A 26,032-nucleotide genomic window follows, 5' to 3' on the forward strand; every position below is an offset into this window, starting at 1 on the left:
CGGCCAGTCGGTCACCCAAACGCCCCGCCAAGTCCACCCGCACGCCGGACCCCGGCCCCGATCTCGGTGACCCGTGCGGCGAGTCCGCCGCCGACCTGCGCGTCCTGCTCGCCGCCATGCGGGCCGCCCGCGACGGCAACTTCACCAAGGCCCCGCACACCAGCTCCGGCCTGGTCGCCGAACTGGTCACGGTGTTCAACGAACTGGTGGACCGCTCCCGGCACTTCGACGGCGAGCTGCTGCGCGTACGCCGGGAGATGGTCCGGCACGGCCGCCTCGACACGCGGTTCACGGCGAGCCCGGGGCAGGGCAGCTGGGCCACCCGGATCATCGAGGCGAACTCGCTCCTGGACTCGCTGGTCGCGCCCGCCACGAACGCGACCCGGGTCCTGAACGCCGTCGCGGGCGGCGACCTCACCCAGCGCGTCGACCTGCACGACGGGTCCCGGGAGCTGCGCGGCGACCTGCGGCGCCTCGGGCGTGCCGTCAACACGATGGTCGACCAGTTGTCACTCTTCACGGGCGAGGTCACGCGCGTGGCCCGCGAGGTCGGCACGGAGGGGCGGCTCGGCGGGCGCGCCAAGGTCCGCGGCCTGTCCGGGAGCTGGCGGGACGTGACGGAGGCCGTGAACACCATGGCCTCCCGGCTGACCGCGCAGGTCCGCGACATCGCGCTGGTCACCACGGCCGTGGCGCAGGGCGACCTGACCCGCACGGTCACCGTCGAGGCCACCGGTGAACTCCTTGAGCTGAAGCTCACCGTGAACACGATGGTCGAGCAGCTCTCCGCGTTCGCCGCCGAGGTGACGCGTGTCGCCCGCGAGGTCGGCACCGAGGGGCGGCTCGGCGGGCGCGCCCAGGCCCGGGGCGTCTCCGGGGTGTGGAAGGACCTCACCGACAACGTCAACTTCATGGCGTCCAACCTCACCTCCCAGGTGCGCAACATCGCGCAGGTCACCACCGCCGTCGCCAACGGCGACCTGAGTCAGAAGATCACCGTGGACGCGCGCGGCGAGATCCTGGAGCTGAAGGACACCGTCAACACGATGGTCGACCAGCTCTCCGCGTTCGCCGACGAGGTGACGCGTGTCGCCCGCGAGGTCGGCACCGAGGGCAACCTCGGCGGCCGCGCGCACGTGCGCGGCGTGTCGGGGGTGTGGAAGGACCTCACCGACAACGTCAACTTCATGGCGGACAACCTCACTTCGCAGGTCCGCAACATCGCCCTGGTGTCGACGGCCGTCGCCCAGGGCGACCTGTCGAAGAAGATCACCGTGGAGGCCAAGGGCGAGATCCTGGAGCTGAAGTCGACGATCAACACGATGGTCGACCAGCTCTCCGCGTTCGCCGACGAGGTGACGCGTGTCGCCCGCGAGGTCGGCACCGAGGGCAACCTCGGCGGTCAGGCGCAGGTGCGGGGCGTCAGCGGCGTCTGGGAAGAACTGACGGACAACGTCAACTTCATGGCGTCCAACCTCACCTCCCAGGTCCGCAACATCGCGCAGGTCACCACCGCCGTCGCCAACGGCGACCTGTCGAAGATGATCACGGTGACGGCGCGCGGCGAGATCCTGGAGCTGAAGGACACCGTCAACACGATGGTCGAGCAGCTGCGCGCCTTCGCCGACGAAGTCACCCGGGTGGCCCGCGAGGTGGGCACGGACGGCAGGCTGGGCGGTCGCGCCCAGGTCCTCGGCGTGTCGGGGGTGTGGAAGGACCTCACCGACAACGTCAACTACATGGCGGACAACCTCACCGGGCAGGTCCGCAACATCGCGCAGGTCGCGACCGCCGTGGCGCAGGGCGACCTGTCGAAGAAGATCGACGTGGACGCGCGCGGCGAGATCCTGGAGCTGAAGACCACCATCAACACCATGGTGGACACCCTGTCGTCGTTCTCCTCCGAGGTCACCCGGGTGGCCCGCGAGGTCGGCTCCGAGGGGCAGCTCGGCGGTCAGGCCCGGGTCGAGGGCGTGTACGGCACCTGGAAGCGCCTGACCACGAACGTCAACGAACTCGCGCTGAACCTCACCACGCAGGTCCGCGCGATCGCCGAGGTCGCCTCCGCGGTGGCGCAGGGCGACATGTCCCGCTCCATCACCGTGGAGACGCGCGGCGAGGTCGCCGAGCTGAAGGACAACATCAACCTGATGGTGTCCAACCTGCGCGAGACCACCCGCGCCAAGGACTGGCTGGAGTCCAACCTGGCCCGCCTCGCCGGCCTGATGCAGGGCCACCGGGACCTGATGGAGGTCGCCGACCTCATCCTGCGCGAGCTGACCCCGCTGGTGAACGCCGGATACGGCGCGTTCTTCCTGGCCGACCCGGACGCCGACGGCACCGTGCCGCTGCAGACCTCGCCCGCCAAGGGCCTCGCCTTCATCGCCGGGTACGGCTCCGCGCAGGGCAGCGCCACCGAGGAGCAGGGCTTCCTCGTCGACACCGGCGGGATGCCCGCGCACGGACTGGTGCGGCAGGCGGCCCTGGAGAAGAAGCGCATCCTCCTCGACGAGGTCCCGCCCGACTACATCAAGATCCACTCAGGGCTCGGGGACGCCTCCCCGGCCAGCGTCGTCATCATCCCGATCCTGTTCGAGGACAAGCTGCTCGGCGTCATCGAGCTGGCCACGTTCTCCCGCTTCTCCGACGTCCACCTGGCGTTCTTCGACCAGTTCGTGAACACCATCGGCGTCGCCATCAACACCATCATCGCCAACTCCCGTACGGAGTCCCTGCTGAGCGAGTCCCAGGGGCTCGCCATCCAGCTGCAGGAGCGCTCCGACGAACTCCAGCGCCAGCAGGCCGAGCTGCGCCGCTCGAACGCCGAACTGGAGGAGAAAGCGGCCCTGCTCGCCACGTCCTCGCAGTACAAGTCGGAGTTCCTCGCGAACATGTCGCACGAGCTGCGCACCCCGCTGAACTCCCTGCTCATCCTGGCCCGGCTGCTCTCCGACAACCCGGACAACCATCTCTCCGACCAGGAGGTGCAGTTCGCGACCACCATTCACCGCTCGGGATCCGACCTGCTCCAACTGATCAACGACATCCTCGACCTGTCGAAGATCGAGGCGGGCCGGATGGACGTACGCCCCAAGAAGCTCCCGCTGATCAAGGTCCTGGACTATGTGCACGCCACGTTCCGGCCGCTCACCATCGACCGCGGCCTCGCCTTCGACGTGACGGTCGGCCACAACGTGCCGCGGGAGATGTTCTCCGACGAGCAGCGGCTCCAGCAGATCCTGCGCAACCTCCTGTCGAACGCGGTCAAGTTCACCGCGAACGGCCGCGTCGAGCTGCGCGTGCAGCACGTCACCGACTCCACCGACCCGCTCCTGAGCGACCGCGGCGACCTGATCAGCTTCGCCGTCCAGGACACCGGCATCGGCATCCCGCCCGAACAACTCCCGGTGATCTTCGAGGCGTTCCAGCAGGTCGACGGCACCACCAACCGTAAGTACGGCGGCACCGGGCTCGGCCTGTCCATCAGCCGCGAGATCGCCGGTCTGCTCGGCGGCCGCATCACCGCGGACAGCAGGCCCGGCGAGGGCTCCACCTTCACGCTGTACGTGCCCGTGGTGCACCCCGGCCACGGCGCGGCGGCCGCGGCGTACGCCTCCGCGCGCATCACGCCCGCCCCGGTCCCGCACGACGAGGCCGCCTCGACCGCGCACACCCTGCCGGAGACCGACGACAACTGGCCCGCGCCGACCAAGCTGGAGGTGTGGAAGGAGGGGCGAGCGGGCCGGATACTGCCGGGCCGCCGGGTGCTCATCGTCGACGACGACATCCGCAACGTCTTCGCCCTGACCCATGTCCTCAGCCGCGTGGGCCTGGTGGTGCTCTACGCCGAGAACGGCCGCGAGGGCATCGAGACCCTGGAGCGCAACCCCGAGACCGACCTGATCCTGATGGACATCATGATGCCGGAGATGGACGGGTACGAGACCATCGCCGCCATCCGCCGCACCCCCCGCTGGACCGGCCTGCCGATCGTCGCCCTCACCGCGAAGGCGATGCCCGGCGACCGCGAGAAGGCCATCTCGCAGGGCGCCACCGACTACGTACCGAAGCCGGTGGACGTCGACCAACTGCTCACGGCCGTCTGCGCACTCCTGGACCCGGAGGGCGCGTCGTTCTACAAACAGGCCAACGCGGCCCTCCACGACGCCACCGACCCGCTGGAACCGGCGTCGCCCGCCGCCGACCTCCTGGAAGCCGAAGCCATCGGCCCCCTCAGCCCCGTCGACCGTGTTGCCCCCATCAGCCCGGTCGGCCTCGTTGAACCCACTGAATCCGTTGACTCGGTGCGGCCCGGTGCGCAGGGGGAGCCTGCCGAGCCGCCCATGACTGAGTGAGGCACTTGTCACCATGAGCACTGAGGCGCCGACCGACAGCCGCGCCAGCATCCTCCTGGTCGACGACATGGAGGACAACCTGATGGCCCTGGAAGCGGTCCTGGGCTCCCTCAACGAGCCGCTCGTGCGGGCCCGTTCGGGAGAGGAGGCGATGAAGGCCCTGCTGCGGCAACGATTCGCCGTGATCCTCCTGGACGTACGGATGCCGGGCATGGACGGCTTCGAAACCGCGTCCAACATCAAGCGCCTCGACCAGACGAAGGACGTGCCCATCATCTTCCTGACGGGCACGGACAACGACGCGGGCTACGCCTTCCGCGGCTACGCGACGGGCGCGGCGGACTACCTCACCAAGCCCTTCGACCCCTGGGTGCTGCGTGCCAAGGTCACCGTCTTCCTCGAACTGCACCGCAAGAACCAGCAGTTGGAACGCATGCTGGCGCGCGAGCAGGTGCAGTTCGACGAACTGTCCGAGCGGCTGTCCGCGATCGAGCGACATATGGCGGCGAGCAGCCTGACCGACGTACTCGAACTGCGTCACCACGTGGCGCACATGGAGGAGCTGCTGCGGGAGATGCGGCGCGTGCGCGGCGGGTGACCGCCCGGGGCTCACGCGCCCCGCGCGGTCGGGCCCCGCGCGGGCCCGCGTACCGTCAGACTCCGCGCGGGCCCGCGTACCGTCAGACTCCGCGCGGGCCCGCGTACCGTCAGGCTTCGCGCGAGCCCGCGTACATCTCCTCGATCAGACCCTTGTACTCGCGCTCCACGACCGGCCGCTTCAGCTTCAGGCTGGGGGTCAACTCGCCGTGCTCGACGTCGAGGTCGCGGGGCAGCAGCTTGAACTTCTTGACGGTCTGCCAGCGCTGCAGGCCGTCGTTCAGCTGCTGCACGTACCCCTCGATGAGCGCGACCGTCGCCGGGGCGGCGACCACCTCGGCGTACGACTTGCCGTCGAGGCCGTTCTCCTTGGCCCAGCCCATGATGGACGGCTCGTCGAGGGCGATGAGCGCGGTGCAGAAGTTCCGGTCGGCGCCGTGCACGAGGATGTTGGAGACGTACGGACACACGGCCTTGAACTGGCCCTCGACCTCGGCGGGCGCGATGTACTTGCCGCCGGACGTCTTGATCAGGTCCTTCTTGCGGTCGGTGATCCGCAGATAGCCGTCGGGGGACAGCTCCCCGATGTCGCCGGTGTGGAACCAGCCGTCGGACTCCAGGACCTCGGCCGTCTTCTCGGGCTGACCGTGGTAGCCCTCCATCACGCCGGGGCTGCGCAGCAGGATCTCGCCGTCGTCCGCGATCCGCACCTCGGTGCCGGGCAGCGGCTTGCCGACGGTGCCGGTGCGGTACGCCTCGCCGGGGTTGACGAAGGACGCGGCGGAGGTCTCGGTGAGGCCGTAGCCCTCCAGGATGTGCACGCCGGCGCCCGCGAAGAAGTACCCGATCTCGGGCGCGAGCGCCGCCGACCCGGACACCGCGGCCCGCAGCCGCCCGCCGAAGGCCTCCCGCAGCTTGCTGTAGACGAGCTTGTCGGCGACCGTGTGCTTCGCGCCGAGCCCGAACGGCACCGAGGCCACCCCGGTCCTGCGGAAGTTGTCCTGGCTGGTCTTCGCGTACTCCCGGGCGACCTCCGCCGCCCACTGGAAGATCTTGTACTTCGCGCCGCCACCGGCCCGCGCCTTGGCCGCGACGCCGTTGTAGACCTTCTCGAAGATGCGCGGCACGGCGGCCATGTACGTCGGCTGCACCACCGGCAGGTTCTCGATGATCTTGTCCACGCGGCCGTCGACGGCGGTGACGTGCCCGAGCTCGATCTGCCCGCTGGTCAGCACCTTGCCGAAGACGTGCGCGAGCGGCAGCCACAGGTACTGCACGTCGTCGGCCGTGAGCAGCCCGGTCGCCGCGATGGCCTTCGCCATGTACGACCAGTTGTCCTGCGGCAGCCGCACGCCCTTGGGGCGGCCCGTCGTCCCCGACGTATAGATGATGGTCGCCAGGTCATCGGACCTGATCGCCTCGATGCGCTCCTTGACCGCCCCGGGGTTCTTCTCCAGATAGGCGGCGCCGCGGGCCTCCAGGTCGGCGAGCGTGAGCACCCAGCCCTCGGGGTCGTCCGCCGCGGGCGCCACGCCCTCGGCGTCGAAGACCACGACGTGCTTCAGCTCGGGCAGGTTCGCCCGCTGCTCGCGCGCCTTCGCCAGCTGCTCGGCGTTGTCGGCGATCAGGACGCGGCTGCCGGAGTCGGCGAGGATGAACGCGGACTCCTCGGCGTTGGTCTGCGGATACACCGTCGTCGTGGCCGCTCCGGCGCACAGGATGCCCAGGTCGGCGAGGATCCACTCGACGCGCGTCGCCGAGGCGAGCGCCACCCGGTCCTCCGGGGCGAGGCCCAGGTCGACGAGGCCGGCCGCGATGGCGAAGACCCGCTCGGAGGCCTCGGCCCAGCTCAGCGACCGCCACTCGTCCGGGCCCTCGCCGGCGGCGGCCGGGACGGGATAGCGGTAGGCCTCGGCATCGGGTGTGGCCGCCACCCGCTCCAGGAAGAGATGCGCCACGGAGGGCGGACGGTTCTCGATCAAGGTCTGTGTGTCGCTCACGACATCCTCCGGGCCCGCGACGGTGCGTCCTGACGGTGCGTTTCTACTGGCTACATGACTGCGGTCGCTGCGCTCCCGTGCCTCTCCGGGCACTTGTTTAACTTGCGAGTAACCTACGAGCAGTGATCAGAGTAAAGGCCGGACGCCATGTGCGTAAGGGGCTGCAGCCTGTCACTTCCTACAGCTTCAGCGGCGGTGAACGCGCAGAGCACCTGCCCGCCAGGCGGACAGGTGCTCTGCGTACGACGCGGCACGGCACGGCACGACGCGGCACGATAGGACGTGCGCGGGCGCCGGGGCGCGGGGCTACTTCTTCTTGCCGGAGCCCTCGTCGCTGGACAGCACCGCGATGAAGGCCTCCTGCGGGACTTCCACGGAGCCGACCATCTTCATCCGCTTCTTGCCTTCCTTCTGCTTCTCGAGCAGCTTCCGCTTACGCGAGATGTCACCGCCGTAGCACTTGGCGAGGACGTCCTTGCGGATGGCGCGGATGGTCTCACGGGCGATGACCCGCGATCCGATGGCGGCCTGCACGGGCACCTCGAAGGCCTGCCGCGGGATCAGCTCGCGCAGCTTGGCGACGAGCCGCACACCGTACGCGTACGCCGCGTCCTTGTGCGTGACGGCGGAGAAGGCGTCGACCTTGTCGCCGTGCAGCAGGATGTCGACCTTGACGAGCTGCGCGGACTGCTCGCCGGTGGGCTCGTAGTCGAGGGAGGCATAACCACGCGTCTTGGACTTCAGCTGGTCGAAGAAGTCGAAGACGATCTCCGCGAGCGGCAGCGTGTACCGGATCTCGACGCGGTCCTCGGACAGATAGTCCATGCCGAGCAGGACGCCGCGCCGGTTCTGGCACAGCTCCATGATCGAGCCGATGAACTCGCTGGGCGCGAGGATCGTGGCGCGCACGACGGGCTCGTACACCTCGTCGATCTTGCCCTCGGGGAACTCGCTCGGGTTGGTGACGACGTGCTCGGCGCCGTCCTCCATGATCACGCGGTAGACCACGTTCGGAGCGGTGGCGATGAGGTCGAGTCCGAACTCGCGCTCAAGGCGCTCACGGATCACGTCGAGGTGCAGCAGGCCCAGGAAGCCGACGCGGAAGCCGAAGCCGAGCGCGGCGGAGGTCTCCGGCTCGTAGACGAGCGCGGCATCGTTGAGCTGCAGCTTGTCGAGAGCGTCGCGCAGGTCGGGGTACTCCGAGCCGTCCAGCGGATAGAGCCCCGAGAACACCATCGGCTTGGGGTCCTTGTAGCCGCCGAGCGCCTCGGTCGCGCCCTTGTGTAGGGAGGTGATCGTGTCACCGACCTTGGACTGACGGACGTCCTTCACGCCGGTGATGATGTAGCCCACCTCGCCGACGCCGATGCCGTCGGCCGGGGTCATTTCGGGGGACGAGACGCCGATCTCAAGAAGCTCGTGCGTCGCGCCGGTCGACATCATCCGGATCCGCTCACGCTTGTTGAGCTGACCGTCGACGACTCGTACGTACGTCACCACGCCCCGGTACGAGTCGTACACCGAGTCGAAGATCATCGCGCGGGCGGGCGCGTCGGCGACGCCGACCGGCGGCGGGACCTCGGCGACGACCTTGTCGAGCAGCGCCTCCACCCCGAGGCCGGTCTTCGCCGAGACCTTCAGCACGTCGTCGGGGTCGCAGCCGATGAGGTTCGCCAGCTCCTCGGAGAACTTCTCCGGCTGCGCGGCCGGCAGGTCGATCTTGTTGAGCACCGGAACGATCTTGAGGTCGTTCTCCATCGCCAGATACAGGTTGGCGAGGGTCTGCGCCTCGATGCCCTGGGCCGCGTCGACCAGGAGGACCGTGCCCTCGCAGGCCGCGAGCGAACGGGAGACCTCATACGTGAAGTCCACGTGGCCCGGGGTGTCGATCATGTTCAGGATGTGCGTCGTGCCCTGGTCGGGGCCCTCGGAGGGGGCCCAGGGCAGACGCACGGCCTGGGACTTGATCGTGATACCGCGCTCGCGCTCGATGTCCATCCGGTCGAGATACTGGGCGCGCATCTGCCGCTGCTCGACCACACCGGTCAGCTGCAGCATGCGGTCGGCAAGCGTGGACTTGCCGTGGTCGATGTGCGCGATGATGCAGAAATTGCGGATCAGAGCCGGGTCGGTACGGCTCGGCGCGGGCACATTCTTAGGGGTCGCGGGCACGCAGGGTCCTGTCTCTTGAGGCGCCTTATGCCTCGGGTCGGATCGATACGTAGCCTCCATGGTCCCACGGGTGGGCCGTGGGGATCGGTTTGGGCCGGTCGGAGGACGGCTGGTAACGTGGTCAGCTGTGTCTCTCAGCCCTCTCGGCATCGAGGCACATGTCAGAGAAATCAGCAGTACCTGAACCTGAGAAGGCTCTTTCGTGGCGAACATCAAGTCCCAGATCAAGCGGAACAAGACCAACGAGAAGGCGCGCCAGCGCAACAAGGCCGTCAAGTCCTCGCTGAAGACCGCGATCCGCAAGGCCCGCGAGGCCGTTGCCTCCGGTGACACCCAGAAGGCGACCGAGCTGACCCGCGAGGCTTCGCGCCAGCTCGACAAGGCCGTCTCCAAGGGCGTCATCCACAAGAACCAGGCCGCCAACAAGAAGTCGGCGCTTGCTTCGAAGGCTTCGTCCCTCTAAGGCCGAACCAGTGATGTAACCGCCGGGAGGACCAGAGCGGGCCCTCTCTCATCCGCTCCCGACCGGCACCCCGATCCACACGCGGCCTGCGTTCGCCACGCGGGTGTGGATCTTGAAGAGCTTGAGCTTGACCGAAGGCCCCGTGCACTGTCCTTCCCCAGGACGGTGAGCGGGGCTTTTCGGGTTAGCGGGGCTTTTCGGGGTCCGGGTTTCGGGTTTCGGGGTCCGGGGTCCGCTGAGGTTGCCGGGGTCCGGGTTTCGGGGGCCCGGGATCCGGGGTCTGGGGTCCGGGGGCCGCCGAGGTCCGGGATCCGGCGAGGTTACCGGGGTCCAGGGCGGAGCCCCGGTTTCGGGAAGGGGCGGGATCGGGGAAGAAAAATCCCGCCGCAACGACGAGCAACCCCGAACAACCGCCCTCGGCGGTGCCAACCCCACCGCCCCCTCCCGGAGGGACGACCTACCCCCGACGAAGCCGAGCCGCCCCCGCAACAGCGACGACGGCCTTCTCCAAGGCGTACGCAGGATCATCCCCGCCCCCCTTGACGCCCGCGTCAGCCTCCGCACAGGCCCGCAACGCGACAGCGACTCCGTCCGGCGTCCACCCCCGCATCTGCTGCCGCACCCGATCAATCTTCCACGGCGGCATCCCCAGCTCCCGAGCAAGATCAGCAGGCCGCCCCCCGCGCGCGGAGGACAGCTTCCCGATGGCCCGCACCCCCTGCGCCAACGCGGAGGTGATCATCACGGGCGCGACGCCGGTCGCCAGAGACCACCGCAACGCCTCAAGCGCCTCCGCGGCCCGCCCCTCCACGGCCCGATCGGCCACGGTGAAGCTGGACGCCTCCGCCCGCCCCGTGTAGTACCGCCCGACGACCGCCTCATCGATCGTCCCCTCGACATCCGCGACCAGCTGCGCCGCCGCGGACGCCAGCTCCCGCAGATCACTGCCGATGGAGTCGACCAGGGCCTGGCACGCCTCGGGCGTCGCCGACCGCCCCAGCGTCCGGAACTCACCCCGCACGAAGGACAGCCGATCCGCGGGCTTGGTCATCTTCGGGCAGGCCACCTCCCGCGCCCCCGCCTTGCGCGCGGCATCGAGCAGCCCCTTGCCCTTGACCCCACCCGCGTGCAGCAGCACCAGGGTGATCTCCTCGACGGGCGCCCCCAGATACCCCTTCACGTCCTTGACCGTGTCCGCCGACAGGTCCTGCGCATTGCGTACGACGACGACCTTGCGCTCGGCGAACAGCGACGGGCTGGTCAGCTCGGCGAGGGTGCCGGGCGCAAGCTGGTCGGGGGTGAGGTCACGGACATCGGTGTCGGCGTCCGCGGCCCGCGCGGCGGCGACCACCTCCTGCACGGCGCGGTCGAGCAGCAGGTCCTCCTGGCCCACGGCGACCGTGAGGGGAGCGAGCGGATTGTCGTTTGCGTTCTTCCTGGCCATCGCGGTCAAGCATCCCACGCACCACTGACAGCGCGGCGCGAAGCGGCACCCGGCACCGCTGCGGGGGGGCGGGACCCACGAGCCCCGAGGCCGGGTCCGAAGCACGGGCACACGGCCCACGAGGCCCGAGCCGGAGCACACCCCGACCCAGCCGTATCGGAGAATGGCCAGGTGACCGACGTACGACATGTCCTGGTGCTGCCCGACCGCGACGCCGCGGAGCAACTCGCCGAAGAACTCCCCGACCGCTTCGGCGTCCCCGAAGAACCCCAGCTCGTCCGGGACGCGCTGGCCGGTGAGGACGACGCCGAGGACGCCCAGTGGCTGGTGGTCGTCGAGGACCCCGAGCGCCGCCTCGACCCGACGGAACTGGACGCACTGGCAGCCGAGTTCGAGGGGTGGCTGGAGGCGCCTTAGCGGGGGGCCTGGCCGGGGGGCCTAGCGGGGACTTCCGCCGGGGCTCCTGCCGGGGACTCCTGGGCTGAGGGCTCCTGGCCGGAGGCTCAAGCCTTGGGCAGGACCTGAATGTCCAACTCGATGGTGATGCTGGCGCCGACTGCCGCGATCCCCCGGGCGAGCATCGTCTGCCACGTGATGGTGAAGTCGTCGCGGTGCAGCTCGGTCGTCGCCCGGCACGCGGCCCGCGTCTCGCCCTCAAGCCCGTGCCCGACGCCCAGGTACTCCGTGTCCAGGGTGACCGTCCGCGTCACACCGTGCAGCGACAGCGCACCGGTGATCGCCCAGCGCGTACCGCCCTTGTGCACGAACTTGTCGCTGTAGAACTCCATCGTCGGAAACCGCGCCACGTCCAGGAAGTCGCCCGACCTCAGGTGGTCGTCGCGCATCTTGACGGCCGTGTCGATGGAGGACGCGTCGATCACGACATGCATCGCGGAGTCCTCCATCCGCTCGGCCAGCCGTATCGCCCCCGCGAACGTGTTGAACCGGCCGTGGATCCGCGCAAGACCGATGTGCCGCGCCGTGAACGCGATCGAGGAGTGCATCGGGTCGATGTCCCAGTCCCCGGACTCCGGCAGCCCCGGGAGCTGCGCGATCTGCAGCGTCACATCCCCCATCGACGCGTGCGCGCCCTCGCCCACCGTGACGTTCGCCCGGTACGGCGTGAACCCCTCCGCCACCACCGCGAGCCGGTACTCCCCCGCCGGCACCGTCGCCACGAACGACCCGAACGGATCCGTCCCCCCGCCGACGATCTTGCGCCCCATGGAATCGCTGACCGACAGCTCCGCGTGCTGCACCGCCTCATTGACCGGATCGAGCACCCGGCAACTGAGCACCCCCGCGCCGGTCGGCACCGTCACCGCCGACAGCGGCCCGGTCCGCCCGCCCCGGCTCAAACGGTTTCCCAGCCAACGGCCGAACACTGCGACACACCCCGCACGCCTTGACAACACCTGCAACGAATAGGCATTCGATCACCGTTGCGGCATTCGATGCAAACGCAACCACTTCAGCAAGAACATTGTGGAATTCCCCGGACCGCCCACACTGCCCCACTAACCCGAATTAACAGTTCCACCCCACTTCGCCTCCCCTCCCCTCCCCCCGGCCCCCGCCCCACCCCTTCGCCGCCCCACCCCTTCGCTGCCTCTGCCCCCGACCCCCTCGGCCCCTCGGCCTCTCGGCCTCGCCCCTCACCTGCGCGTCGTCACCTCCAGCTCGGTCGCCTCGTCCCCGCCCGCACCCGAGCCCCGCCCCGGTGACTCCGCCCGCGCCCCGGTCCGTCCCCCGGTCACCGCGATGGCGCCGCTGGTGTCCGTCCGCAGCACCTGCGCGCCCCCGGCCCGCAGCGCCGCGACCGTCCTGGGCGAGGGGTGTCCGTACGGGTTGTCCTCGCCGCACGAGACCAACGCGAGCCGCGGTGCCGCCCGTCGCAACAGCAACGGATCCTGGTACGCCGACCCGTGGTGCGCGACCTTCAGCACATCCACCCGCGGCAGCGCGGCGCCCGCCGAGGTGCGCAACAGGGCCCGCTGGGCTGGTGGTTCCAGGTCGCCGAGCAGGAGCAGGGTGAGTCCCGCGACCCGCGCCAACAAGGTGACGCTGGCATCGTTCGGCCCCTCCGGCCGCGCCCCAGGACCGGGCGGCGGCCAGAGCACCTGCCACTCCAGCGGCCCGGCACGTCTCCGCTCCCCGGCGACGGCCCGCGTCAGCGGAATCCCCCGCGCGGCCGCCTGCCCGCGCACGAACTCGGCCTGCCCCTGCGGCTCCTGGAACCCCGTCGTCTGGATCGCCCCCACCGACCTCCCCCGCAGCACCCCGGGCAGCCCCGCCACATGATCCGCGTGAAAGTGCGTCAACAGCACCAACGGCACCCTCGTGATCCCGAGCGAGCGCAGACACCGGTCGACCAGCACGGGATCCGGCCCCGCGTCCACGACCACCCCGGCGCCCCCGCCCGCCGCGAGCACCGTCGCGTCCCCCTGCCCCACATCGCACATCACCAGCCGCCACCCCTGCGGCGGCCAGCCCACGATGACCCGGGTGAGGGGCGGAGGTTGAACCACCACCAACAGGAGCAGCAGCACGCATCCCACACTCAGCCACAGATGCCGGGCGAGCCTGCGGCAGGCCAGGACGAGAGCCCCGGTCACGATCGCGAGCAGCAGTGCCCCGCTCCAACTGCCCGGCCAGTCGACCCCGTTCCCCGGCAGCGCCGCCCCCGTCCGAGCGATACTCGCGATCCAGCCCACCGGCCAACTCGCACTCCACGCGAGCACCTTGGCCACTGGCATCGCCACGGGCGCCAGCGCCAGCGCCGCGAACCCCAGCACCGTGGCGGGCGCGACAGCGAACTCCGCGAGCAGGTTGCACGGCACCGCGACCAGACTCACCCGCGCCGCGAGCACCGCCACGACCGGCGCACATACCGCCTGCGCCGCCGCGGCAGCCGCCAACGCCTCGGCCAGTCGCCCTGGAACTCCTCGCCGCCGCATCGCCGCACTCCACCTCGGCGCCAGCGTCAGCAGCGCCCCCGTGGCCAGGACAGACAGCAGGAACCCGTAACTCCGCGACAACCACGGGTCGTACAGCACCAGCACCAGCACCGCCGCAGCCAGCGCGGGCAGCAGCGATCTGCGCCTACCCGTACCGATGGCCAGCAGCACGATCAGGCCGCAGGCCGCCGCCCGCAGCACACTCGGCTCCGGCCTGCACACGATGACGAACCCCAGCGTCAACCCGCCGCCCAGCAGCGCCGTCGTGCGCAGCGGGATGCCCAACCTCGGGGCGAGCCCGCGTCGTTCCGCACGGTGTGCCGTACCGGGCGGGCCGATGAGCAGCGCCAGGATGATCACGAGGTTCCCGCCGCTCACCGCCAACAGGTGAGTGAGGTCCGTCGCCCGGAAGGCCTGGTCCAGGTCCGGTGGCACCCGCGAGGTGTCCCCGATCACCAGCCCCGGCAGCAGCGCCCGGGCATCCGCCGGCAGCCCGTCCGTCGCCTCCCGCAGCCCCGCCCGCAGCTCCCCCGCGAACCGCTGCGTCGCCGACGGTGCCCCGATCACCTGCGGCGCCTGCCCCTCGGGCACCCGCAACACCGCCGCGATCCGCTCGCTGTCGGACCACGGTCCCGCGAGGCTCCCGCGCGCCCGCAGCCGCGTGGACGGCAAGAGGTCCAGCCACGGTGACCCGCGCGGCCGCACATCCGTGCCCTCGGGGCCTACGTCCTCCGGTGAGCCACCGGCGCCGACCGGACCGCCTCGGCCGACGGCACCGTCCGGGCCGCGTGCGTCCTCCGGCCGCCAGGGCCCGCGCCCCGGGCCTTTGCCACTGCTCTCCCTCGGCTGCCTCGTCTCCCCTGCCTCCCTGGTATCCGTCCTCTCTTCGCGCACAATGACCAGCACCGGCGTTCGCGTCACACTCGTCGTGCCGTCGGCCTCTCTGACACGGACGACTTCCGCGTTCAGCACGATGGACGGCGGAGCCGTGCGGTCGCCGGTCACCCGGGGGCGGGTGCGGCGCGGGTCCGACGTCACCTCCACCTCCGCCGTCACCTCGGCGTACCGCTCAGCGAGCGCAGGCACTGGGCCGCGGTGCAGGTCCGCCCCGTGCAGCCCGGCGGAGGTGGCCGACGCCGCGGCGCACAGCAGCACGGCGGCCACACTCACCCGGCCCCATGTGAAGCGGCCCCCTCTCCGGGGCCGGTCATGCCCTCCCCCGATGTCTGCGCGCCCTGCCTGGGCTCGGCCACCCCCTCCTTGGCCCTGGGCCTGGGCACTCCCCGCGCGCGCCCGTCCGCCCCCGCACCCCCACGCGGTCCACACCACCAGGAGCGCTCCTGCCACCACTACGCAGACCACGACCGCGCCGATCACCACCCGGGGTGGGGCGTCCAAGGCGAGGGCCGCCGCGCCCCAGGCCGCGAGGGCGGGTGGGACCAGGCGAAGGTCGGCGGGACCCTCCTGGCGCGGGTCGGCAGGATCCTCCAGGCGTGGGTCGGGTCCGCTGGGACGGGGGTCGGGCCCGGGGGCGGGCGACCGGCGCCTCATGAACGTCCCCGCGCCCCCCGTCCCCGCACCGCCCGTCCCCGTACCGCCCGTCCCCGTACCCCGCGTCCCCGCGCGACTCCTCGCCGTCCCGGCGCCCCCCGTCGCCGTCGCCGCGCCCCTCATGGCCGCACAAGATTCTGCAGATCGGCGAACCGCTTCTCGCCGATGCCGTTCACTTCCCGGAGCTCGTCCACCGAGCGGAATCCCCCGTGCTCCGTGCGGTAGTCGATGATGTGCTGCGCCAGGACCGGGCCCACTCCCGGCAAGGTGTCCAGTTGTTCGGCGGTGGCGGTGTTGAGCCCCACGGGTCCGGCCGCCGCACCGGCGCCCCCTGCCGGTCCGGCCGCTGTGGCCCCAGCCGTCGGGCCCGGGCCGGAGCCCGGTGGGGCAGCTGCCGCGGAGCCTGGTTCCGGTGGCGCGGGGCCGCCCACCACGATCTGCTCGCCGTCGATGAGGAGCCGGGCGCGGTTGAGTCCGTCCGTCTTGGTGCCGGGGCGGACCCCGCCCGCCGCCCGCAATGCGTCGGCCACGCGGGAGCCTCCCGGCAGCCGCTGTACGCCAGGGCTGCGGACCTTGCCCCTGACATCCACGACGACGGCCGCCGCGCCCGCGCCGCTCCCCGCTCCGGTGGTGTCGCCTGCCGCGTCCGCCGGGAGTTCCCCGTCGGGTGCGGGTGGCGTCCCGGGCGACGGGGATGGTCCCGGCTCCCCGCCCGGCCCTGCCGCCTCGCCCACCACGTCCGGCGGCTGGACCGGTTGTGTCCGCCCGGTCCAGAAGTGCTGCGCCGCGAAGACCGCGGCCACGATCAGGACCAGGCCGAGCGCGACGACGCTCCGCCGCTCCATGCCGCACCGCAACCGCAGCCAGAGCGGCAACCGCTCCCGTACGGCAAGCCCGGCCCGCGCCCGCCACGACGACTCCCCTCGGGCATCGGCCCTGGAATCTTCGTCAGCCGCGCGCTCCGTGACCCCTGCGCCCGCCGCAGCCACCCTGCCCGAAGCACCCGCCGCGCCCCACCTTCCTGCGGGGCTCTCCCGACCCACCAGGCCCGAGTCCCCCAGCCCGGGGCCAGGCAAATCCGAGTCCGCCAAGTACGGGCCCAGGTCAGGGTCCGCCGAGCCAGCCAGACCTGCCGGGTCCACCGGGTCCACCGGGTCCACCGGGTCCACCGGGTCCACCGGGTCCACCGGGTAAACGAAACCCCCGTCACCCCCAACTTCCCCAGCCCACCGAGGAGTTCGCCGCACCCCCTGCTCCGGAGGCAAAGGCGACGTAGGAGCCCGCCCCCACCCGCCTCCCCGTACACCCGGCTCAGCGAAAAGCGCCTCGGCCCGCAGCCGCATCGCCTCCGCCGCCGCGCGCCTGCGCCGGGCCCGTCGCCGAGCATGGCGGCGCGTCATGTGTCCCACGGCCACGCGGTGTTCCCGCGTGCGGCCGTCCGATCCCGGCGCCCGGCCGGAACCACCATTCGCCGACCCCACCGAACCGCCGCTCGACGAGCCGACGGAGCCGCCGCTCACCAGGCCGACCGGCGGACCGCCGTCCGCCGAGCCCGCCCGACCACCACTCACCGCGTCTGAACCTGATCGAAGTGCCATGCCGAAAACGCTAGGCACCGCAGCGGAAAGCTGTTGATCTTGCTCAACTTCCGGGGATTACCCGGCAGTTGTGGATAACTCCGTCACCCGCACGAGCGAACCTCGCCCGCGCAGAGGGGAGACCAGACCCCACCTCAGCGCAGAGACAACACATCAGCGCAGAGACCACGCCTCACCGAGGCGAGACCACGGCCCCCAGCAGTCCGGGCCCCGTGTGCGCCCCGATCACCGCCCCCACCTCGCTGACGTGGAGTTCGGCGAGGCCCGGGACGCGGTCGCGGAGGCGGTCCGCGAGGGTTGCCGCGCGCTCGGAGGCCGCGAGGTGGTGCACGGCGATGTCCACGTCGTGTGTCCCGGCCCGCTCGACCACGATCTCCTCCAGGCGGGCGATCGCCTTGGACGCCGTGCGGACCTTCTCCAGCATCTCGATGCGGCCGTCGTCCAGGGACAGCAGCGGCTTCACGGCGAGCGCGGAGCCCAGGAGTGCCTGGGCCGCGCCGATGCGGCCGCCGCGGCGCAGATAGTCGAGGGTGTCGACGTAGAAGAACGCGGACGTGCCCGCGGCCCGCTTCTCCGCGGCGGACACCGCCTCGTCCATCGTGCCACCCGACTCGGCGGTCTCGGCGGCGGCGAGGGCGCAGAAGCCGAGGGCCATCGCGACCATGCCGGTGTCGACGACGCGGACCGGCACGGGTGCCTCGCGGGCGGCGAGGACGGCGGCGTCGTACGTTCCGGAGAATTCGGCCGACAGGTGGAGCGAGACGATGCCCGTGGCGCCTGCCTCCGCGACCTTGCGGTAGGTCTGGGCGAAGACCTCGGGGCTGGGGCGCGAGGTGGTCACGGGGTGGCGTTTCTGCAGTGCCAGCGCGAGCGAGCGGGCCGAGATCTCGGTGCCCTCTTCGAGTGCCTGGTTGCCGAGTACGACCGTCAACGGCACCGCGGTGATGTCGTGCCGCTCCATCGTCCGCTGCGGCAAGTAGGCCGTTGAATCGGTGACGATCGCGACATGGCGGGACATGAGCTGGAGATTACCCGCAGGAACCCTGGTGCGGCAGCCCGACCCCTGCACGCGGGCGCCCGGGGCGACGTGGGCCGACAGGGCTTCGGGCACGCGTGGGCCGGGTCGTGGCCGCGGCGGAGGGTCGTGCCGGTCAGGTGGTGCTCTCGGGCTTGGGCTTCTTCTGCCAGGGGTACGTCGGCTGCGGCGTCGGCGGGGTGATGGCGGCGGGCCTGGTCGGCTCCTGGGCCGTGTGGTCGGCTGTCTGGGGGCGCGACGGCTTGTTCAGGTCGGCGGCGGAGCCGGACGCGGTCTTCGCCTGATCGGGCTTCGGGGTCGCCGCCGGGTCGGACCAGGAGGTGAGGGGCTGGTCGTCGGACGGTCCGGCCGTCCAGTGCCGCAGCGCGCCCGCCTCCATGTCGATCTGCTGGCTGAGCAGATCCAGGTCGTCGTCCGCGAACTTGTGGGCGCGGTCGCGGGCCGCCCAGCGGAGTGAGTCGGCGGCCTTGACGATCTGCTCGGTGCGCTCCTTGAGGGCGGGCAGGCGCTGGCTGAGCTCGATCCGGTCGGGCTCCCGCTCCAAGCGCTTGAGGTCGTCATCCAGCTCATGGCCGTGGGCGCTCAGGCGTTGGAAGAGCGTCAGGGACTCGTGCAGCGAGGAGTCCTCGGCCACGCCCGCGCGCAGCGAGTCCTGGGTGGCCCGCATCGACGTGCGCAGCCGCAGCCGCAGCTGGGCCAGCTCGCCGACGGCGCCGGGCTGCGCGATGGTCCGGGCCCGCAGGGTGGTGTCCTCCACTGTGCGGCGGGCCTGCGTGATCGTGCGGTCCATGCCGCGGCGGGCCGCTCCGACCACCTTGACCGTCGCATACGCTCCCACCGCCAGGAACAGCACGAAGAGCAGCGCGACCACTGCGATCACGGCTTCCACGATGCTTCTCCTTCGGCCCGGCGAATCGGTTTGCGGCGGTTCGGGGTGGTGCGGGATGGTGCGAGGGGTGCTGCGGGATGGTGCGAAGCAGTGTCGGCGGAGCCAGTCTCTCCGCCTTCTCCACGGTAAACGCAGCAGGCCTCCCGAGGGTTCCAGCGGAACCCCCAAGCTGCCCGTAGGGGACTACCCCGATGCGCTGCGCCCGACCCGTAGTTGACCGGCCGCCCTCGGTTCACGACCGCCGGCCCCCGACCGCCCCGGCCAGCCGCAACGGAAAGCGGCGGAGCCCCCTAGGGCCCCGCCGCTCGCGGTCCGCGCCCGGCCGATCAGCCCAGCCGAGCAGCCGGGTCGATCAACCCGGCCCGTCCGCACCGGGCCGAGCAGCCCGGCCGGTCGCGCCGACCGGACCATGAAGGCCCGGTCACGCTGGCCCGACCACGCCACCCGGGTCGGTCCGAATCGCCCCTCACGCAGGAACGATGTTCACCAGCTTCGGCGCCCGCACGATGACCTTGCGGATCCCCGCCCCGGCCAGCGCCGCGACCACACGCTCGTCGCTCAGGGCCGCCTTCTCCAGTTCCTCCTCGGAGATGGCGGGCGGGACCTCCAGGCGGGCCTTGACCTTGCCCTTGATCTGCACGACGCAGGTCACGGTCTCGTCGACGACGTACGCGGGGTCGGCGACCGGGAAGTCCTGGTGGACGACCGAGTCGGTGTGGCCCAGCTTGCGCCACAGTTCCTCGGCGATGTGCGGGGCCAGCGGCGCGATCAGCAGCACCAGGCGTTCGGCGATGGAGCGCGGGACGGGGCCCGCCGCCTTGGTCAGGTGGTTGTTCAGCTCGGTGATCTTGGCGATGGCGGTGTTGAACCGCATGCCGTCCAGGTCCTGGCGCACGCCGTCGATCGCCTTGTGCAGGGCACGCAGGGTGTCCTCGTCGGGCTCGGCGTCGGTGACGGTCAGCTCGCCGGTGGCCTCGTCGACGATCAGGCGCCACATGCGCTGCAGCAGTCGGTACTGGCCGACGACCGCGCGGGTGTCCCAGGGGCGGGAGACGTCCAGGGGGCCCATCGCCATCTCGTACAGGCGCAGCGTGTCGGCGCCGTACTCCTCGCAGATCTCGTCCGGAGTGACGGCGTTCTTCAGGGACTTGCCCATCTTGCCCAGCTCGCGCTTGACCGGCTCGCCCTCGAAGAAGAACTGTCCGTCGCGCTCCTCCACCTCGGTGGCCGGGACCGGGAAGCCGCGGCTGTCGCGGTAGACGTAGGCCTGGATCATGCCCTGGTTGAACAGCTTGTGGAACGGTTCGGCGGACGAGATGTGGCCCAGGTCGAACAGGACCTTCGACCAGAAGCGCGCGTACAGCAGGTGCAGTACGGCGTGCTCGGCGCCGCCGACGTACAGGTCGACGCCGCCGGTGGGCTGGCCCTCGCGGGGGCCCATCCAGTAGCGCTCGGCGTCGGGGGCGACCAGCTTCTGGTCGTTGTGGGGGTCCAGGTAGCGCAGTTCGTACCAGCACGAACCGGCCCAGTTGGGCATGGTGTTGGTCTCGCGGCGGTAGCGGCGCGGGCCGGTGCCGTCGCCCAGGTCCAGGGTGACGTTGACCCAGTCCGCGTTGCGGGACAGCGGGGTCTCCGGCTGGGTGTCGGCGTCGTCCGGGTCGAAGGTGCGGGGGCTGTAGTCGTCGACCTCGGGCAGTTCCAGGGGCAGCATCGACTCGGGCAGCGAGTGGGCGACGCCGTCCTCGTCGTAGACGATCGGGAAGGGCTCGCCCCAGTAGCGCTGGCGGCTGAACAGCCAGTCGCGCAGGCGGAAGTTGACGGTGCCCCGGCCGATGCCCTTGCGCTCCAGCCACTCCGTGATGCGGGCCTTCGCCTCGACGACGACCAGGCCGTCCAGGGTGACGTCGTCCCCGGAGGAGTTGATGATCTTCGCTTCGTACGAGTCGAAGGAGTCGTCCCATGTGGCGGGGTCGGTGCCGCGGTCGTCCGCGGGCTCGACGACGCAGCGCATCGGCAGTTCGAAGGCGCGGGCGAAGGCGAAGTCGCGGGAGTCGTGCGCCGGGACGGCCATGATGGCGCCGGTGCCGTAGCCCATCAGTACGTAGTCGGCGATGAAGACGGGGACCTGCTCGCCGCTGACGGGGTTCGTCGCGTACGCGCCGGTGAAGACGCCGGTCTTCTCCTTGGCGTCGGCCTGGCGCTCGACGTCGGACTTGGCGGCGGCGAAGGCGCGGTACTTGGCGACGGCCTCGGCGGGGGTGGCGTGGCCGCCCGTCCACACGTCGTGGGTGCCTTCGGGCCAGGCGGCCGGGACGATGGTGTCGACCAGCTCGTGCTCGGGCGCCAGGACCATGTAGGTGGCGCCGAACAGGGTGTCCTGGCGGGTGGTGAAGACGGTGATCGCGTCGTCTTCGGAGCCGACGGGGAAGTCGACGCGCGCGCCTTCGGAGCGGCCGATCCAGTTGCGCTGCTGCAGCTTGATGGCCTCGGGCCAGTCCAGCGCGTCCAGGTCGTCCAGCAGGCGGTCGGCGTAGGCGGTGATGCGCATGTTCCACTGGCGCAGCTTGGCCTTGAAGACGGGGAAGTTGCCGCGCTCGGAGCGGCCGTCGGCGGTGACTTCCTCGTTGGCCAGGACGGTGCCCAGGCCCGGGCACCAGTTGACGGGGGCGTCGGAGGCGTAGGCCAGGCGGAAGCCGCTCAGGACGTCGGCGCGCTCCTGGGCGTCCAGTGCGCTCCACGCGCGCGTGGAGTTCGGTACGGCGCGCTCACCGGAGTCGAACTGGGCGATCAGGTCGGCGATGGGGCGGGCCTTCTTCGCCTCGTCGTCGTACCAGGAGTTGAAGATCTGTACGAAGATCCACTGGGTCCACTTGTAGTAGTCCGGGTCGATCGTCGCGAAGGAGCGGCGCTTGTCGTGGCCCAGGCCCAGGGCGCGCAGCTGTGCCTTCATGTTCTCGATGTTGGCTTCCGTCGACACGCGCGGGTGCGTGCCGGTCTGCACGGCGTACTGCTCGGCGGGCAGGCCGAAGGCGTCGAAGCCCAGGGAGTGCAGGACGTTGTGGCCGGTCATGCGCTGGAAGCGGGCGTAGACGTCCGTGGCGATGTAGCCCAGCGGGTGGCCGACGTGCAGGCCCGCACCGGAGGGGTACGGGAACATGTCCATGATGAACTTCTTGGGCCGCTCGACGATCGCCTGGTCACCTGCCAGGTCGCCGCTCGGGTTGGGTGCTTCGTACGTGCCGTTCGCGTCCCAGAAGTCCTGCCAGCGCGCCTCGATCTCGGCTGCCAGGGCGGCCGTGTAGCGGTGCGGGGCGGCTGCCTCGGCGGCGGAGGGGGCGCCTCCCGCGCCTGCCGCGCTTTCAGCAGTGGCGGAGGAATTCGTCTCGCTCATGGTCCTCAAAGCTCCATCGATCGTCTCTGCCTGCGGAAATGGCCGGACGGCCAAATAAAAATGCCCCTCGCACAGGAGGGGACGCCGCGCCGATTCCGACCGCGCTCACTGGGCGGTCGGGACTGATCAGCGCGGCCCGCTAAGCAGAAGGCGTACGGCACGCATGGCGTCAGGGTACCGCAGCGCTTCGGAGCCGGGCCACGCGCTTTGTCCGTATCCCCCGGAGAGCCGTGGTACCTCCCCGGAGGGCCCGGGAACCCCACCCCTGGCCAAGGGTTACTCCGCGTACCGACCACTATCGGGGCAACGCCAAGATCGAGTCGCGCTTTGATAACAACGCAATAACTCAAACCACGTACCCATCGGTATGGCTCGACTTAGCATGCGGCGACCGGACCATTTCGGAGTCGCCCCCATGAACCCTCTGAACCCGCACCGCAAGAGCCGTAGAAGTCCCGCGTCACCCGCAACGCCGCCGCAGCACCCCTCCTCGCCGCGGCGCCCCTCCCCGGCATCCGCGCCCTTCCCGCCGCCCGCACCGCCCTCAGCACCGGGTTTCCCGTCCTTCCGCGCGCCCGGCAGAGCGGCCCGCGGCATCGTCACCACGACCGCGCTGCTGCTGATACCCCTGCTCGTGTTCGCGGGCGGCGACGACTTCCGTGCCGCCCTCGACTTCACCACCGGCGTCCTTTCGCTCGTGTCCCTGACGGCCTCGGTGATGTGGGGCCTGGTCGCGTCGGACCGGCTCTTCCTGCGCTCCCGCCAGCGGCTGCTCGCCCAGGCCGTGCACCGGGCCACGGCGGTCGCGTCGGTGGGTTTCCTGCTGCTGCACGGCACCGTGAAGCTCGCCCTGGACCATGTGTCCGCGGTCGGCGCCCTGGTGCCCTTCGGGCTCGGATTCGGCGGCGGTGACGGGCTCATCGGCCTGGGCTCGCTCGCCGGGCTCCTCATGATCACCACCAGCGTCACCGGCGCGCTGCGCAGCTCCTTCGCCTCGCCGGTCCAGGTCGCGTCCCGGTGGCGGGCGCTGCACATGCTGGCCTACCCGGCCTGGTGCGCGGCCCTGATCCACGGCCTGTACGCGGGCCGCCCGCCGAAGCCGTGGGTGGTGGCCCTGTACTGCCTGTGCCTGCTCGCGGTCGCCGGGGCAGTGGCACTGCGCGCGGCGCCGCGTCCGGTCAAGCGCAAGGTGGCCGCGCGGATCTTCGCCCTCCTCGAACCCGACGCCCGGCCCGCGCCCGACCGCGCCCGCCGCCGCGAGGCCCCCGCGTCCACCCGGGACACCGCGTCGGCCCCGCTGCCCGGCACCGCGTCGGGCCGCGCCGCCGCCCCGCCCGACCAGCCCCCGGTCGTCGGCATCGCCGCTGCCTACCGCGCGCTGGCCGCGCCCTCCGAACCCGACTCGTCCCTGCGCCTGGACCTCCAGCCCACCGAGGTCCTGCCCACGATGACCCCCCGCTGGCCCGCGCCCTCCCCGCCCCCTCCGGCCGAGGCGCCCTCGACCTCGTTGCCGTACGACTCCGTGGACAACGGCTACGACTCCGTAGAGGCCGGATACGACTCCGTAGACACCGGTTACGAGCCGCCGGGCCGCGGTTACGACCGCCGGGACGCCCAGGACACACAGCACGACTACGGAGACAGGGGTTTCGGCTCCAGGGGTGCCGACCCGTACGACCCCTCGTACGGCACCGGCCCGCAGCCCGCCTACCACCCGCCCGTGCACGATCCCCTGCCCGTGCCCGACCCCGGGTACGACGACGGCCCCGCCACCCAACAGCTACCCGGCCCCTTCCAGGCGCCCAGCACCGGCGAACCCTGGAACGCGTCCACCGGAGGCAGCAAGTGAACGCGTCACTGCCCGACGTCCCCGAAGTCCGTGTCGTCGGGCTTCCGCTCCTGACCTCGGGCTTCGATCTGGTCGAGCGGCTCGACCTGGCCATGCACCTGAAGGTGCACGGCCCGCTGGAACCGATCGCGGGCGAGCAGCTCGCCACGCTGGCCGAGCAGATCTCGCTGCGCGGCCGCGGCGGCGCGGGCTTCCCGTTCGCCAAGAAGCTGCGGGCCGTCGCCGAGTCCGCGATCCGCCGGGGCGTACGTCCCGTGGTCGTCGTCAACGGCAGCGAGGACGAGCCCGCATGCCGCAAGGACACCGTGCTGATCAACCGCGCCCCGCACCTCATCCTGGACGGCGCGCTCCTTGCCGCCGAGGCGCTGGGCGCGCGCACGCTCGTCATCGGCGTGACCCGGGACTCCACGGAGGCCTCGATGCAGGCCGCGCTCGCCGAGCGGGGGCTGAGCAACCGGCGCGGATCGATCCTCCGCGCGCGCGTGCAGCGCAATCCCGTGCGCATGGTCACCGGTGAGTCGTCGGCCCTGGTGCGCTCCGCGGACGGCGGCCCGGCGCTGCCTCCGGGGCGCAAGGTGCGGACGTCCGACTCCGGGGTGGGCGGCGCGCCGACACTCCTGTCGAACGCGGAGACGTTCGCGCAGTTGGCCATCGCCGCCCGCATCGGCGCGGACCGCTACCGGCGCACCGGCCTGCGCGACGAGCCGGGCACCGTGCTGCTGACGCTTTCCGGAGCCGTCGCCCGGCCCATGGTCCTTGAGGTCCCAACGGGCGTGCCCCTTCGGTATGTTCTGCAGCTCGCCGGTGCACCGCCGCTGCCACAGGGCGTGCTCACGGGCGGCTATCACGGCAAGTGGCTCGACGCGGTCACCGCGCACGACGCGGTCGTGTCCCGGGCGGCCCTGGAGGCCTGCGGGGGCGCGCTCGGCGCGGGCGCGATCCTGCCGCTCGGCCCGGGCACGTGTCCGCTGGGCGAGGCGCTGCACGTGGCGAACTGGCTGGCCGGGGAGAGCGCCGGTCAGTGCGGGCCCTGCTATCTGGGCCTGCCGGCCGCCGCGCGCGGGCTCGCCGACGTCCTGGACGGCGGTGGGCCCACCGCCCTGGAGGCGCTGCGCGAGGTGACGCGGGCGGTGAAGCGGCGGGGTGCGTGCAAGCATCCGGACGGCTCGGCGGCGTTCCTGGAGTCGACGATCGCGGCGTTCACGGACGATCTCGCCGCGCATGTCCTGGGCGACGGGTGCGGGCGGCCCGTGGAGGGGGTCCTTCCGCTCCAGGACGACAGTCCCCAGGGGGAGGCGTCGAGCGGGCGCAAGCTCGCCGTCGACTGGACGCTGTGCCAGGGCCACGGGCTGTGCGCGGACATCGTCCCGGAGCTGATCCAGCTCGGCCCGGACGGCTTCCCGGCGGTCGCGGAGGCCGCGGTGCCGCGCTACTCGGAGGCGCGTGCGCAGCGTGCGGTGCGCCGCTGTCCGGCGCTGGCCCTGCGCATCGAGGAGGCCCCGGCAGCGCTCCCGGCGCAGGCGCCGTCGGCGGGCCTGCCGATGCTGCCTCGCGGCCGGGGGCGCAGGGCGCTCGGCAGCGGGCGGTGACGGCTGCAAGGGCGGTGCGGGTGGCCTGAGCGACGCGTACGGGGGCCGCTCGGCGTGGAGCTCACAACGAAGGGCCTGGGTGTGTGACCGGGCTCTCCGTACAGCTCCTGGAAGCACACGTTCCAGGCGCAGCCCGAGGCC

Annotated in this window: 15 protein-coding genes; 6 read left to right on the forward strand and 9 right to left on the reverse strand. The window is 71.4% G+C overall.

Annotated features, from left to right (window positions below; genetic code table 11):
* The first annotated feature begins 116 nt into the window (after positions 1 to 116).
* Both IE274_RS01420 and IE274_RS01425 read left to right on the forward strand, forming a co-directional pair.
* Complete coding sequence (locus tag IE274_RS01420) at positions 117 to 4,355, forward strand: HAMP domain-containing hybrid sensor histidine kinase/response regulator (protein ID WP_190114079.1); 4,239 nt, start codon at positions 117 to 119, stop codon at positions 4,353 to 4,355.
* A 13-nt stretch (positions 4,356 to 4,368) separates the two neighbouring features.
* Positions 4,369 to 4,953, forward strand: a complete 585-nt coding sequence (locus tag IE274_RS01425) for a response regulator (RefSeq protein WP_190113673.1) — start codon at positions 4,369 to 4,371, stop codon at positions 4,951 to 4,953.
* Between the two features lie 109 nt (positions 4,954 to 5,062).
* On the opposite strand, the gene IE274_RS01430 is transcribed toward IE274_RS01425, so the two are convergent.
* Both IE274_RS01430 and lepA read right to left on the reverse strand, forming a co-directional pair.
* Positions 5,063 to 6,952, reverse strand: a complete 1,890-nt coding sequence (locus tag IE274_RS01430; protein ID WP_190113674.1) for an AMP-dependent synthetase/ligase — start codon at positions 6,950 to 6,952, stop codon at positions 5,063 to 5,065.
* A gap of 306 nt (positions 6,953 to 7,258) precedes the next feature.
* The gene (gene lepA, locus IE274_RS01435; RefSeq protein WP_190113675.1) at positions 7,259 to 9,124 is read right to left on the reverse strand and encodes a translation elongation factor 4; all 1,866 of its coding nucleotides are present in this window, start codon (positions 9,122 to 9,124) and stop codon (positions 7,259 to 7,261) included.
* 202 nt (positions 9,125 to 9,326) lie between these two features.
* On the opposite strand from lepA, the gene rpsT reads away from it, so the two are divergent.
* The gene (rpsT, locus tag IE274_RS01440) at positions 9,327 to 9,587 is read left to right on the forward strand and encodes a 30S ribosomal protein S20 (RefSeq protein WP_190113676.1); all 261 of its coding nucleotides are present in this window, start codon (positions 9,327 to 9,329) and stop codon (positions 9,585 to 9,587) included.
* Between the two features lie 457 nt (positions 9,588 to 10,044).
* Here rpsT and holA read toward each other — a convergent pair whose 3' ends face one another.
* The gene (gene holA / locus IE274_RS01445; RefSeq protein ID WP_190113677.1) at positions 10,045 to 11,031 is read right to left on the reverse strand and encodes a DNA polymerase III subunit delta; all 987 of its coding nucleotides are present in this window, start codon (positions 11,029 to 11,031) and stop codon (positions 10,045 to 10,047) included.
* Positions 11,032 to 11,202: 171 nt separating this feature from the next.
* On the opposite strand from holA, the gene IE274_RS01450 reads away from it, so the two are divergent.
* Positions 11,203 to 11,448: a hypothetical protein gene (locus IE274_RS01450; protein WP_190113678.1), complete on the forward strand. Its 246-nt coding sequence runs from the start codon at positions 11,203 to 11,205 to the stop codon at positions 11,446 to 11,448.
* Between the two features lie 86 nt (positions 11,449 to 11,534).
* On the opposite strand, the gene IE274_RS01455 is transcribed toward IE274_RS01450, so the two are convergent.
* The 6 genes from IE274_RS01455 to leuS form a co-directional block, all read right to left on the reverse strand.
* Complete coding sequence (locus IE274_RS01455) at positions 11,535 to 12,416, reverse strand: YceI family protein (RefSeq protein WP_190113679.1); 882 nt, start codon at positions 12,414 to 12,416, stop codon at positions 11,535 to 11,537.
* 270 nt (positions 12,417 to 12,686) lie between these two features.
* Positions 12,687 to 15,539, reverse strand: a complete 2,853-nt coding sequence (locus tag IE274_RS01460) for a ComEC/Rec2 family competence protein (RefSeq protein WP_190113680.1) — start codon at positions 15,537 to 15,539, stop codon at positions 12,687 to 12,689.
* Between the two features lie 119 nt (positions 15,540 to 15,658).
* Positions 15,659 to 16,642: a ComEA family DNA-binding protein gene (locus IE274_RS39205; protein ID WP_443732143.1), complete on the reverse strand. Its 984-nt coding sequence runs from the start codon at positions 16,640 to 16,642 to the stop codon at positions 15,659 to 15,661.
* Between the two features lie 667 nt (positions 16,643 to 17,309).
* Entirely contained in the window at positions 17,310 to 18,155 is an 846-nt protein-coding gene (locus tag IE274_RS01470) for a DegV family protein (protein WP_190113681.1), read from the reverse strand.
* A 133-nt stretch (positions 18,156 to 18,288) separates the two neighbouring features.
* On the reverse strand, positions 18,289 to 19,062 hold the full coding sequence (locus IE274_RS01475) for a hypothetical protein (protein WP_190113682.1): 774 nt from the start codon (positions 19,060 to 19,062) through the stop codon (positions 18,289 to 18,291).
* Between the two features lie 466 nt (positions 19,063 to 19,528).
* Positions 19,529 to 22,453: a leucine--tRNA ligase gene (leuS, locus tag IE274_RS01480; RefSeq protein WP_190113683.1), complete on the reverse strand. Its 2,925-nt coding sequence runs from the start codon at positions 22,451 to 22,453 to the stop codon at positions 19,529 to 19,531.
* A gap of 415 nt (positions 22,454 to 22,868) precedes the next feature.
* Here leuS and IE274_RS01485 point away from each other — a divergent pair, with 415 nt between their 5' ends.
* Together IE274_RS01485 and IE274_RS01490 are read left to right on the forward strand one after the other, a co-directional pair.
* Positions 22,869 to 24,302, forward strand: a complete 1,434-nt coding sequence (locus tag IE274_RS01485) for a ferric reductase-like transmembrane domain-containing protein (protein ID WP_229909077.1) — start codon at positions 22,869 to 22,871, stop codon at positions 24,300 to 24,302.
* Positions 24,299 to 25,891: an NADH-quinone oxidoreductase subunit NuoF family protein gene (locus IE274_RS01490; protein WP_190113684.1), complete on the forward strand. Its 1,593-nt coding sequence runs from the start codon at positions 24,299 to 24,301 to the stop codon at positions 25,889 to 25,891. Before IE274_RS01485 ends, IE274_RS01490 begins: the two co-directional genes overlap by 4 nt.
* The last annotated feature ends 141 nt before the right edge of the window (positions 25,892 to 26,032 follow it).

It is taken from the genome of Streptomyces flavofungini, assembly GCF_014650815.1.
Taxonomy (GTDB): Bacteria; Actinomycetota; Actinomycetes; order Streptomycetales; family Streptomycetaceae; genus Streptomyces; species Streptomyces flavofungini.